We start from the raw sequence: 13,022 nt of genomic DNA, 5'->3' as shown, positions 1-13,022 counted from the left end.
AATCTCGGAACTTCGCTGAAAATTGTCGTCTACTCTAAAACACCTTCGGTGTTGTAAGGTTAAGCCTCACGGATCATTAGTACTGGTTAGCTCAATGCATCGCTGCACTTACACACCCAGCCTATCAACGTCTTAGTCTTAAACGTTCCTTCAGGGACCTTAAAGGCCCAGGGAAGACTCATCTCGAGGCAAGTTTCGCGCTTAGATGCTTTCAGCGCTTATCTTTTCCGCACTTAGCTACCGGGCAGTGCCATTGGCATGACAACCCGAACACCAGTGGTGCGTTCACTCCGGTCCTCTCGTACTAGGAGCAACCCCTCTCAATCTTCCAACGCCCACGGCAGATAGGGACCGAACTGTCTCACGACGTTCTAAACCCAGCTCGCGTACCACTTTAAATGGCGAACAGCCATACCCTTGGGACCTACTTCAGCCCCAGGATGTGATGAGCCGACATCGAGGTGCCAAACACCGCCGTCGATATGAACTCTTGGGCGGTATCAGCCTGTTATCCCCGGAGTACCTTTTATCCGTTGAGCGATGGCCCTTCCATTCAGAACCACCGGATCACTAAGACCTACTTTCGTACCTGCTCGAGCCGTCACTCTCGCAGTCAAGCTAGCTTATGCCTTTGCACTAACCTCACGATGTCCGACCGTGATTAGCTAACCTTCGTGCTCCTCCGTTACTCTTTGGGAGGAGACCGCCCCAGTCAAACTACCCACCAGACACTGTCCTCACCCCGGATTACGGGGCCGAGTTAGAACATCAAACATTAAAGGGTGGTATTTCAAGGTTGGCTCCATGCAGACTGGCGTCCACACTTCAAAGCCTCCCACCTATCCTACACATCAAGGCTCAATGTTCAGTGTCAAGCTATAGTAAAGGTTCACGGGGTCTTTCCGTCTTGCCGCGGGTACACTGCATCTTCACAGCGAGTTCAATTTCACTGAGTCTCGGGTGGAGACAGCCTGGCCATCATTACGCCATTCGTGCAGGTCGGAACTTACCCGACAAGGAATTTCGCTACCTTAGGACCGTTATAGTTACGGCCGCCGTTTACTGGGGCTTCGATCAAGAGCTTCGCCTTGCGGCTGACCCCATCAATTAACCTTCCAGCACCGGGCAGGCGTCACACCGTATACGTCCACTTTCGTGTTTGCACAGTGCTGTGTTTTTATTAAACAGTTGCAGCCAGCTGGTATCTGCGACTGGCTTCAGCTCCGAGAGCAAGTCTCTTCACCTACGCGCCAGCGTGCCTTCTCCCGAAGTTACGGCACCATTTTGCCTAGTTCCTTCACCCGAGTTCTCTCAAGCGCCTTGGTATTCTCTACCTGACCACCTGTGTCGGTTTGGGGTACGATTTGATGTTACCTGATGCTTAGAGGCTTTTCCTGGAAGCAGGGCATCAACTACTTCTGCACCGTAGTGCATCGTCATCACGCCTCAGGGTTGGTAGCGTTCCGGATTTACCAGGAACACCCCCCTACACGCTTAAACCGGGACAACCGTCGCCCGGCTAGCCTAGCCTTCTCCGTCCCCCCTTCGCAGTAACACCGAGTACAGGAATATTAACCTGTTTCCCATCGACTACGCCTTTCGGCCTCGCCTTAGGGGTCGACTCACCCTGCCCCGATTAACGTTGGACAGGAACCCTTGGTCTTCCGGCGAGCGGGTTTTTCACCCGCTTTATCGTTACTTATGTCAGCATTCGCACTTCTGATACCTCCAGCAAACCTCACAGTTCACCTTCAACGGCTTACAGAACGCTCCCCTACCCAACAACGCCTGAGCGTCGCTGCCGCAGCTTCGGTGCATGGTTTAGCCCCGTTACATCTTCCGCGCAGGCCGACTCGACCAGTGAGCTATTACGCTTTCTTTAAATGATGGCTGCTTCTAAGCCAACATCCTGGCTGTCTATGCCTTCCCACATCGTTTCCCACTTAACCATGACTTTGGGACCTTAGCTGGCGGTCTGGGTTGTTTCCCTCTTCACGACGGACGTTAGCACCCGCCGTGTGTCTCCCGTGATAACATTCTTCGGTATTCGGAGTTTGCATCGGTTTGGTAAGCCGGGATGGCCCCCTAGCCGAAACAGTGCTCTACCCCCGAAGATGAGTTCACGAGGCGCTACCTAAATAGCTTTCGGGGAGAACCAGCTATCTCCCGGTTTGATTGGCCTTTCACCCCCAGCCACAAGTCATCCGCTAATTTTTCAACATTAGTCGGTTCGGTCCTCCAGTTAGTGTTACCCAACCTTCAACCTGCCCATGGCTAGATCACCGGGTTTCGGGTCTATACCTTGCAACTATTCGCCCAGTTAAGACTCGGTTTCCCTACGGCTCCCCTATACGGTTAACCTTGCTACAAAATATAAGTCGCTGACCCATTATACAAAAGGTACGCAGTCACACCACGAAGGTGCTCCCACTGCTTGTACGTACACGGTTTCAGGTTCTATTTCACTCCCCTCGCCGGGGTTCTTTTCGCCTTTCCCTCACGGTACTGGTTCACTATCGGTCAGTCAGGAGTATTTAGCCTTGGAGGATGGTCCCCCCATATTCAGACAGGATGTCACGTGTCCCGCCCTACTCATCGAACTCACAGTTAATGCATTTTAGTGTACGGGGCTATCACCCTTTGCTGCGCGACTTTCCAGACGCTTCCACTAACACAAGAACTGATTCAGGTTCTGGGCTGTTCCCCGTTCGCTCGCCGCTACTAGGGGAATCTCGGTTGATTTCTTTTCCTCGGGGTACTTAGATGTTTCAGTTCCCCCGGTTCGCCTCGTATGGCTATGTATTCACCATACGATAGTGTGTCGAAACACACTGGGTTTCCCCATTCGGGTATTGCCGGTTATAACGGTTCATATCACCTTACCGACACTTTTCGCAGATTAGCACGCCCTTCATCGCCTCTGACTGCCTAGGCATCCACCGTGTACGCTTAGTCACTTAACCTCACAACCCGAAGGTGTTTCTGTAAACAGAGACACTGTCGTGCTGTTTATTTGAGAGACTCTATGACAGGTTAATCCTTACCCCAATACATCTACGGAGGGATAAGTTTCAGCTGTCATGTTTCAATTTTCAGCTTGTTCCAGATTGTTAAAGAGCAATATCTTAAACACGACTCGTAAGAGTCATCTTTAAGATAATCAGTCACGAATGACCGGTGATAATGTCTTTCACTCATTATCGGATGGCGTCCCCAAGGGGATTCGAACCCCTGTTACAGCCGTGAAAGGGCAGTGTCCTAGGCCTCTAGACGATGGGGACCCGAAATTTGCTTATCGAATCACTGATTCGATAATTTCGGGTAAAGGTGAGATTTTTCGTGAAAAATCGAGCGCCATTGTTGTTTGTCACTGCACTAGACAGTCACAAATTTCCCGGCACTTACCTATACCACAAGGTTTTGTTTGCTCATTACTTTTCATCAGACAATCTGTGTGGACACTGCACTCAACTGCATATCTTTAGGTAAGGAGGTGATCCAACCGCAGGTTCCCCTACGGTTACCTTGTTACGACTTCACCCCAGTCATGAATCACAAAGTGGTAAGCGCCCTCCCGAAGGTTAAGCTACCTACTTCTTTTGCAACCCACTCCCATGGTGTGACGGGCGGTGTGTACAAGGCCCGGGAACGTATTCACCGTAGCATTCTGATCTACGATTACTAGCGATTCCGACTTCACGGAGTCGAGTTGCAGACTCCGATCCGGACTACGACATACTTTATGAGGTCCGCTTGCTCTCGCGAGTTCGCTTCTCTTTGTATATGCCATTGTAGCACGTGTGTAGCCCTACTCGTAAGGGCCATGATGACTTGACGTCATCCCCACCTTCCTCCGGTTTATCACCGGCAGTCTCCTTTGAGTTCCCGCCATGACGCGCTGGCAACAAAGGATAAGGGTTGCGCTCGTTGCGGGACTTAACCCAACATTTCACAACACGAGCTGACGACAGCCATGCAGCACCTGTCTCACAGTTCCCGAAGGCACCAATCCATCTCTGGAAAGTTCTGTGGATGTCAAGAGTAGGTAAGGTTCTTCGCGTTGCATCGAATTAAACCACATGCTCCACCGCTTGTGCGGGCCCCCGTCAATTCATTTGAGTTTTAACCTTGCGGCCGTACTCCCCAGGCGGTCGACTTAACGCGTTAGCTCCGGAAGCCACGCCTCAAGGGCACAACCTCCAAGTCGACATCGTTTACAGCGTGGACTACCAGGGTATCTAATCCTGTTTGCTCCCCACGCTTTCGCACCTGAGCGTCAGTCTTTGTCCAGGGGGCCGCCTTCGCCACCGGTATTCCTCCAGATCTCTACGCATTTCACCGCTACACCTGGAATTCTACCCCCCTCTACAAGACTCTAGCTTGCCAGTTTCAAATGCAGTTCCCAAGTTAAGCTCGGGGATTTCACATCTGACTTAACAAACCGCCTGCGTGCGCTTTACGCCCAGTAATTCCGATTAACGCTTGCACCCTCCGTATTACCGCGGCTGCTGGCACGGAGTTAGCCGGTGCTTCTTCTGCGAGTAACGTCAATGAACAGTGCTATTAACACTGAACCCTTCCTCCTCGCTGAAAGTGCTTTACAACCCGAAGGCCTTCTTCACACACGCGGCATGGCTGCATCAGGCTTGCGCCCATTGTGCAATATTCCCCACTGCTGCCTCCCGTAGGAGTCTGGACCGTGTCTCAGTTCCAGTGTGGCTGGTCATCCTCTCAGACCAGCTAGGGATCGTCGCCTAGGTGAGCCATTACCTCACCTACTAGCTAATCCCATCTGGGCACATCCGATGGTGTGAGGCCCGAAGGTCCCCCACTTTGGTCCGAAGACGTTATGCGGTATTAGCTACCGTTTCCAGTAGTTATCCCCCTCCATCGGGCAGTTTCCCAGACATTACTCACCCGTCCGCCGCTCGTCACCCAGGAGCAAGCTCCTTGTGCTACCGCTCGACTTGCATGTGTTAGGCCTGCCGCCAGCGTTCAATCTGAGCCATGATCAAACTCTTCAATTAAAAGCTTGATTTGCTGCAACTCGTGCAGCGATGCTCGAAAATTAACTTTCGTAATCATTCATTCGCATGAATGACTGCTTGGTCACTCTTCAAGACTTGATATTTTTTTGCTACCGAAGTAGCTGGATATCGTCTTGTGAGTGCCCACACAGATTGTCTGATAAATTGTTAAAGAGCGTTCGTTACCGGGAAGTTTCTCGGTAACGCGGGAGGTGCATATTACGCTTTCCCGCTGAAGAGTCAACCTTTTTCTCTTACGAGACGCGGTGTTTTCACCGGGTTGCTTCTTCCTGCCTGGGCGACTGGTTCTCGTTAGAGGAGTCGTTGTTCCCGGTCAGTGGAGGCGCATTATAGGGAGTTCTCAGAAGGGCGCAACCCCTAAATTCAAAAAACTTTTCAAGCGCTCAAATATCAGCCAAAACGGACGTTTTAGGATAATTATTAGTCTAAAAGACGCTGATTTCATGTTGTTGAACACCGAAAACCCGTCAACCAGGCTAAACCCAAACAAAAGGGGGCGGTAAAAACCGCCCCCTTCTATATAGCTACCAGCAACTACTTTTATTGCTTGGCAACGATATGGTCGTTTTCCACGTCCAGCGTCACCGGTTTGCCTGGGATCAACTTGCCAGACAAGATTTGCTGTGCCAGCGGGTTTTCGATTTCCTGCTGGATAGCACGTTTCAACGGCCGCGCACCATACACTGGGTCGTAACCCGTTTTGCCCAACAGCTCCAAGGCTGGCTCCGTGATACTGACTTCGTAGCCACGCTCTTCCAGACGCTGGTACAGACGAGCCAACTGGATCTTGGCAATCTGCGCGATATGTTTCTGACCGAGCGGATGGAACACCACCACTTCGTCGATACGGTTGATGAATTCCGGACGGAAATGTTGGCTCACCATCTCCATGACCGATTCCTTCATCTGTGGATAGCTCATCTGACCGAAATGCTCCTGGATCAGATCGGAACCCAGGTTAGAGGTCATGATCACCACGGTATTACGGAAATCAACGGTACGACCTTGTCCGTCTGTCAGACGTCCGTCATCCAACACCTGTAACAGGATGTTGAACACGTCTGGGTGCGCTTTTTCCACTTCGTCCAACAGGATCACTGAATATGGACGACGGCGCACCGCTTCTGTCAGATAACCGCCCTCTTCATAACCGACATAGCCTGGAGGCGCACCCACCAGCCGCGATACGGAGTGTTTCTCCATAAACTCGGACATGTCGATACGCACCATCGCGTCATCACTGTCGAACAGGAACCCAGCCAGCGCCTTACACAGTTCGGTTTTACCCACCCCGGTAGGCCCCAGGAACAGGAATGAACCGATCGGCCGGTTTGGATCGGAAAGACCGGCACGGCTACGGCGAATGGCATTGGACACCGCGTTCACCGCTTCATCCTGGCCAATCACCCGTGAGTGCAGTTCCTGCTCCAGACGCAGCAGTTTGTCGCGCTCACCTTCCAGCATTCTGGCCACCGGGATACCGGTCGCTTTCGCCAACACTTCGGCGATTTCGGCGTCGGTAACGCGGTTACGCAGCAGCTTCATGGTTTTGCCTTCTGCCTGCGTGGCCGCCTCAAGCTGTTTTTCCAGCTCAGGGATTTTGCCATACTGCAGTTCAGACATGCGACCAAGGTCACCTACGCGGCGCGCCTGCTCCAGCGTGATCTTGGCCTGCTCCAGTTCCGCCTTGATATTTTGGGTACCAGACAGCGAAGCCTTCTCCGCTTTCCACTCTTCTTCCAGTTCTGAGTATTCGCGCTCTTTCTGCTCCAGCTCGCTACTCAGCATTTCCAAGCGTTTCTTACTGGCGTCATCCGATTCCTTGTTCAGTGCCTGCTCTTCCAGTTTCAACTGGATGATGCGGCGCTCCAGGCGATCGAGCGATTCCGGTTTGGAGTCCATCTGCATGCGAATGCTGGAGGCGGCCTCATCGATCAGGTCGATGGCCTTATCCGGCAACTGACGGTCGGAAACATAGCGGTGCGACAATGTCGCCGCTGCTACGATCGCCGGGTCCGTTATCTGCACGTGGTGATGCAGCTCATAGCGTTCTTTCAGGCCACGCAGGATGGCGATGGTGTCTTCCACGCTCGGTTCCGCAACATAGACTTTCTGGAAGCGGCGCTCCAGCGCAGCATCCTTCTCTATATATTGGCGATACTCGTTTAGCGTGGTCGCCCCTACGCAGTGCAGTTCCCCACGGGCAAGCGCGGGTTTGAGCATGTTGCCAGCATCCATCGCGCCATCGGCTTTACCGGCACCCACCATGGTATGCAGCTCATCAATGAACAGGATGACGCTGCCTTCCTGTTTGGAAAGATCGCTCAGCACCGCCTTCAGGCGTTCTTCAAATTCGCCCCGGTATTTCGCCCCGGCAATCAACGCGCCCATATCCAGGGAAAGCACACGTTTATGCTTCAGCCCTTCGGGAACTTCGCCGTTGATAATGCGCTGAGCCAAGCCTTCAACGATGGCGGTTTTACCGACACCAGGCTCACCAATCAGTACCGGGTTGTTTTTGGTACGGCGTTGCAGCACCTGAATGGTGCGGCGGATCTCTTCATCACGGCCAATCACCGGGTCAAGCTTGCCCTGTTCCGCACGCTCAGTGAGATCGATAGTGTATTTTTTCAGAGCCTGACGCTGATCTTCTGCACCTTGGTCATCCACGCTGTCTCCCCCCCGCATTTGTTCAATGGCTTTGGCTATTTTATCCGCTGTAGCACCGGCTGCTTTCAGCAGATCGGTCAAGTTACCGCGATCTTCAAGCACCGCCAGCACAAACAGCTCGGATGAAATAAACTTGTCTGCCCGCTTTTGCGCCAGCTTGTCGCAAAGGTTGAGGACACGTACCAGTTCGTGTGAGGGTTGAACATCCCCACCGGTACCTTCAACCTGTGGCAGACGAGACAATGCCTGATCGATGTCGGTACGCACTCGCGCAGCATCAATCCCGGCAGAAGTCAGTAATGGACGAACCGTCCCCCCATCCTGATTGAGCAGGGCGCTCATCAGATGTAACGGTTCAATAAATTGATTGTCGCGCCCAAGGGCCAAAGACTGGGCATCGGCGAGGGCAAGCTGGAATTTGTTAGTAAGACGATCCAGACGCATAACACCTCCAATGTAGGTCAAAATTGCTACTGGAGATTAAATGAGGTCATCCCTCAAATTTTCAAGGTTATCTCGACACTATATTATGAGTACAACGTCATGCATCAGTGGATCGTCCTAGGGCAGTAGGTTATCTCACCCAGATCAAACTTGCCATACGTCCGGTTGTTCCGTCGCGCCGATAGGAGAAAAAATGACTCATTTCGTTCATTGTGCAACGATTACCGCCATAAATGGCGAAAATACCAGCACCTTGCAGGCGCTGACGAGCCAAAAGATAGAGGTCTGCGAGGAATTTTTCACCGTGGGGAGTAAAAGCGGCGGCGGCGGCGCTATCAATATCCATAAATGCCGCACGCACTTCAGCCCCAACTTCGAACCGGCTTGGGCCGATTGCCGGGCCGAGCCAGGCAGTGATGTTTTCTGGTGCGGCAGCAAAGCGCGCCACGGTATTTTCCAGCACGCCATGACATAAGCCACGCCAACCGGCATGCGCGGCGGCAACTTCATCCCCCGCTTGTGAAGCAAACAGTACCGGTAGGCAATCCGCCGTCATCACCCCGCAGACCAACCCGGCCACATTGCTGTAAACCGCATCGGCGCGCAAATCTTCAGGCGTTTGGCCATCCAGCGTCAGTACACGAGTACCATGTACCTGCTCCAGCCATAGCGGCATCTGCGGCAAGCCGGCGGCCGTGACCAAACATTGGCGATTACGCGCCACGGCCTGTGCATCATCACCAACGTGCTCACCCAGATTCAGCGAGTCGTAGGGAGGAAGGCTGACACCGCCATGACGAGTGGAGCTGCAGGCTGTTACCCCTGCAGGCAGCGGCCAATCGGGTACAATCAGCGAACTCATTACCAATTCATCTGATCTTTGAATTCTTCGGTATCGAGCTTCAGCGCGTTGATCAGATCGACCATATCCTGTGGGATTGGCGCATGCCATTCCATCTGGATACCGCTGATCGGATGATACAGGCGCAACATGGTTGCGTGCAGTGCCTGACGGTCAAAGCCGCGCAACGTGTTGATAAAGGCCTCTGACGCCCCTTTTGGCGGACGTGGACGGCCACCGTAGAGTTGATCGCCCACCAGCGGATGGTCGATATACGCCATATGCACACGGATCTGGTGCGTACGGCCGGTTTCCAGGCGCAAGCGCAAACGGGTATGGGCGCGGAAATGTTCCATAATGCGGTAATGAGTCACCGCAGGTTTGCCCATTGGGTGCACGGCCATGTGAGTACGTTTGGTGGAGTGGCGGGCAATAGGTTGCTCCACCGTGCCACCCGCGGTCATGGTGCCGATCGCTACCGCTTCGTACTCTCGGGTGATCTCACGCTCCTGCAATGCCTCAACCAGGCGGGTTTGCGCCGGAACGGTTTTGGCAACCACCATCAGGCCGGTGGTATCTTTATCCAAACGGTGAACGATACCGGCACGCGGTACGTCGGCAATCTCCGGGAAATAATGTAACAATGCATTAAGCACCGTCCCATCCGGATTACCCGCACCTGGGTGCACCACCAGGCCGCGAGGCTTGTTGATCACCAGAATATCGGCGTCTTCATAGACGATATCCAGCGGGATGTCTTGCGGTTCCCAACGGGCATCTTCTTCAATCTGTGCATCAATGGCGACCGTCTCTCCCCCCAGTACCTTCTCTTTCGGCTTGTTTATCGTTTTGCCATTGACCTGTACCCTGTCTTCCAGGATCCATTCTTTTATGCGAGATCTTGAATAATCAGGGAACAATTCGGCCAAAGCCTGATCTAAACGTTGTCCGAGTTGAGTTTCGGCCACCGTTGCGGTGAGTTGTACTTGTTGTGCCATATGCAGCTTCTTCGTTAACGTTGGGTTTTCACGGCGATGCCGTTTAATATAATGTGCTATTGTAACTGGTCTTTTGTCGGGAGCTTAACGGACAGTCTCCCAAAATAACACCCTGAGGATAATCTAAACGTCATGACGCGTATGAAATATCTGGTGGCGGCAGCCACGTTGAGCCTGGCGCTGGCAGGTTGCTCCACATCCAAGGATACGGTTCCCGACAGCCCGCCTTCGGAAATCTATGCTACTGCCCAGCAAAAACTGCAGGACGGTAACTTTAAGGGCGCGATTACGCAACTCGAAGCGTTAGATAACCGCTATCCATTCGGGCCGTACTCTCAGCAGGTCCAATTGGATCTGATTTATGCCTACTATAAATCTGCCGATTTACCTTTGGCACAGGCCTCTATCGATCGCTTTATGCGTCTGAACCCAACGCATCCGAACATCGACTACGTCATGTACATGCGCGGTCTGACAGATATGGCGTTGGATGACAGTGCACTGCAAGGCTTCTTCGGGGTTGACCGTTCTGACCGCGATCCACAGCATGCCCGCGCCGCATTCCGCGACTTCAGCCAGCTGATCCAGCAGTATCCGAACAGCCAATACGCGACCGATGCCTACAAGCGTCTGGTATTCCTGAAGGACCGTCTATCCAAGTACGAGCTCTCAGTGGCGGAATACTACACTAAACGTGGCGCTTACGTCGCGGTAGTTAATCGCGTTGAGCAGATGATGCGTGAATTCCCGGATACCAAAGCGACGCGCGATGCGCTGCCGCTGATGGAAAACGCCTATCGCCAGTTGCAATTGAATGCTCAGGCCGACAAGGTAGCGAAAATCATCGCCGCCAACGCGTCTTGAGTCTTTGATATGGGCACAAAAACAAAACGGCAGCTTCGGCTGCCGTTTTCATTTGCTGCAAATTCAGCCGTTTGAAGGATAAATACACAAGCAAAAACACGGTGTTAGCAAGGCTGCACCACCAGTTAACCTATCGATAATGCGCGTTCTGCTGCCAAGACTCAAGCGTTAGATGGCAGTTTCAGATGCTAAATCACAGATTGAACTAACTTTGCAAAAAGTGACAAAAATTTGTGTTTTCCATCACGCATTTCGGCAAAAAGAGCGGTATGCTGAATCTATCCAAGACGGAAAGACAGAGAGGTAAGTTATATGACACTCAACATTACCAGCAAACAAATGGATATCACCCCCGCAATCCGTAATCATGTCGAAGACCGTCTCAGTAAACTGGAAAAGTGGCAGGCGCAGCTGATCAACCCACACATCGTCTTATCTAAAGAACCTAAAGGGTTTGCCGTCGACGCCACCATTACCACGCCTAACGGTCCGCTGGTTGCCAGCGCCAAACATGAAGACATGTATACCGCCGTTAATGACCTGATTGCCAAACTTGAGCGTCAGTTGAACAAGGTACAACACAAAAGCGAGGCACGCCGCGCTTATGCCAGCGTGAAAGACCTGGCTCCAGTAATCACGCAGGAAGAAGAGGAATAACTCTGCAAGTGATTGTTTCACATCAAACGCGCCCTAGGGCGCGTTTTTTGTCTGTCGGTTTCTATTGACACAATGAAAAGCCAGCGGTTACTTTAAACCCTGATTTACACACATTTTGGAACGCCATGAGCCGTAAACCGTTTTTCTTCGCATTCTTTTTTACCTTCCCCTGATTGGGAGGCGTTTCGTCGTGTGAGAAAGAATGCGAAGACGAACAACCAAGCCTCCTCAAGCAGGGGGCTTTTTTTATGGCTATATGACAACCCGCCCCGCTGGGCTTCAAGCTGCGGCTTGCAAGACGACGGGATTAGAAGAATACAAGGCAAAGCTGATTATGACTGATAACCCGTTACTCGTGCTGCGCGAACGCATCAGCGCACTGGATATGAAATTGCTGGCCCTGCTGGCAGAGCGCCGTGAACTGGCGGTGGAGGTGGGCAAAACCAAACTGCATTCGCACCGCCCGATCCGCGATAAAGAGCGTGAGCGCGATCTGTTGGACGCCTTGATCAGCGCGGCCAAACCTTATGACCTCGATGGTTTTTACGTCACTCGCCTGTTCCAACTGATTATCGAAGACTCCGTGCTGACCCAGCAGGCCCTGTTGCAGCACCAGCTTAACCAGACCAGCCAACATTCCGCGCGCATTGCCTTCCTGGGGCCAAAAGGCTCTTACTCACATCTGGCCGCCCGCCAGTACGCCGCCCGCCATTTCGATCAGCTCATCGAATGCGGCTGTCAGAAATTCCAGGACATCTTTACCCAGGTGGAAACCGGCCAGGCGGATTACGCCATTTTGCCCATCGAGAACACCAGCTCCGGCTCTATCAACGATGTGTACGACCTGCTGCAACATACCAGCCTGTCGATCGTGGGTGAGTTAACCTTGCCGATCGATCACTGCGTGCTGGTAGCCAGCGACACCGATCTGCAGCAGATCGAAACCGTCTATAGCCACCCGCAACCTTTCCAGCAGTGCAGCCAGTATTTGAACCGCTATCCACACTGGAAGATCGAGTATTGCGAAAGCACCGCCGCCGCTATGGAGAAGGTCGCCAAGCTGAACTCGCCAAAAGCTGCGGCGTTAGGCAGCGAGGCCGGTGGTGCGCTGTACAATCTGCAGGTACTGGAACATAACCTGGCTAACCAGCAGCAGAACATCACTCGCTTCATTATTCTGGCGCGTAAGGCGATTGAGGTTTCCGAGCAGGTTCCGGCCAAAACCACGTTGATCATGGCCACCGGTCAACAATCCGGTGCTCTGGTGGAAGCTCTGTTGGTGCTACGTGACAATGGCATCATCATGACCAAGCTGGAATCACGCCCGATCAACGGTAACCCGTGGGAAGAGATGTTTTACATTGATGTGCAGGCTAACCTGCGTTCTGTGGCGATGGAGAAGGCGTTGAAAGGGCTGACACCGATCACCCGCTCGCTGAAAGTGCTGGGCTGTTATCCAAGCGAAAACGTGGTGCCGGTCAATCCGTCTTAAGTAGCAAA

At 52.7% G+C, this 13,022-nt stretch carries 7 protein-coding genes, 1 tRNA gene, 2 rRNA genes and 1 other annotated feature; of the genes, 4 read left to right on the top strand and 6 right to left on the bottom strand.

Annotated features, from left to right (window positions below; all coding sequences use genetic code 11):
- Positions 1 to 55: 55 nt before the first annotated feature.
- The 6 genes from KGP16_RS05170 to rluD form a co-directional block, all read right to left on the bottom strand.
- A 23S ribosomal RNA gene (locus KGP16_RS05170) occupies positions 56 to 2,963 on the bottom strand.
- Positions 2,964 to 3,205: 242 nt separating this feature from the next.
- Positions 3,206 to 3,281: transfer RNA gene (locus KGP16_RS05165), tRNA-Glu, on the bottom strand.
- Between the two features lie 205 nt (positions 3,282 to 3,486).
- Positions 3,487 to 5,027 (bottom strand): 16S ribosomal RNA (locus KGP16_RS05160).
- The 16S and 23S rRNA genes sit together here with 1 tRNA gene alongside, the layout of an rRNA operon.
- 561 nt (positions 5,028 to 5,588) lie before the next feature.
- Positions 5,589 to 8,162, bottom strand: coding sequence for an ATP-dependent chaperone ClpB (gene clpB, locus KGP16_RS05155; protein ID WP_021808129.1), 2,574 nt, complete (start codon positions 8,160 to 8,162; stop codon positions 5,589 to 5,591).
- A 130-nt stretch (positions 8,163 to 8,292) separates the two neighbouring features.
- Positions 8,293 to 9,024, bottom strand: a complete 732-nt coding sequence (gene yfiH, locus KGP16_RS05150; protein ID WP_223500911.1) for a purine nucleoside phosphorylase YfiH — start codon at positions 9,022 to 9,024, stop codon at positions 8,293 to 8,295.
- The gene (rluD, locus tag KGP16_RS05145; protein ID WP_021182199.1) at positions 9,024 to 10,001 is read right to left on the bottom strand and encodes a 23S rRNA pseudouridine(1911/1915/1917) synthase RluD; all 978 of its coding nucleotides are present in this window, start codon (positions 9,999 to 10,001) and stop codon (positions 9,024 to 9,026) included. Before rluD ends, yfiH begins: the two co-directional genes overlap by 1 nt.
- A gap of 132 nt (positions 10,002 to 10,133) precedes the next feature.
- Here rluD and bamD point away from each other — a divergent pair, with 132 nt between their 5' ends.
- The 4 genes from bamD to pheA all read left to right on the top strand — a co-directional run bounded on the left by bamD (position 10,134) and on the right by pheA (position 13,014).
- Positions 10,134 to 10,865: an outer membrane protein assembly factor BamD gene (gene bamD, locus KGP16_RS05140; RefSeq protein WP_021808131.1), complete on the top strand. Its 732-nt coding sequence runs from the start codon at positions 10,134 to 10,136 to the stop codon at positions 10,863 to 10,865.
- A gap of 312 nt (positions 10,866 to 11,177) precedes the next feature.
- Positions 11,178 to 11,522, top strand: a complete 345-nt coding sequence (gene raiA / locus KGP16_RS05135) for a ribosome-associated translation inhibitor RaiA (RefSeq protein ID WP_021182197.1) — start codon at positions 11,178 to 11,180, stop codon at positions 11,520 to 11,522.
- Between the two features lie 124 nt (positions 11,523 to 11,646).
- Positions 11,647 to 11,772: a sequence feature (Phe leader region), on the top strand.
- Positions 11,648 to 11,695, top strand: coding sequence for a pheA operon leader peptide PheL (pheL, locus tag KGP16_RS05130; protein WP_192958309.1), 48 nt, complete (start codon positions 11,648 to 11,650; stop codon positions 11,693 to 11,695). It overlaps the preceding feature by 48 nt.
- 84 nt (positions 11,773 to 11,856) lie before the next feature.
- On the top strand, positions 11,857 to 13,014 hold the full coding sequence (gene pheA / locus KGP16_RS05125; protein ID WP_021182196.1) for a bifunctional chorismate mutase/prephenate dehydratase: 1,158 nt from the start codon (positions 11,857 to 11,859) through the stop codon (positions 13,012 to 13,014).
- The last annotated feature ends 8 nt before the right edge of the window (positions 13,015 to 13,022 follow it).

Origin of the sequence: Serratia sp. JSRIV006, from assembly GCF_019968685.1 — a bacterium.
Classification (GTDB): Bacteria; Pseudomonadota; Gammaproteobacteria; order Enterobacterales; family Enterobacteriaceae; genus Chania; species Chania fonticola_B.
This window is presented reverse-complemented; position numbering and strand designations above follow the sequence as displayed.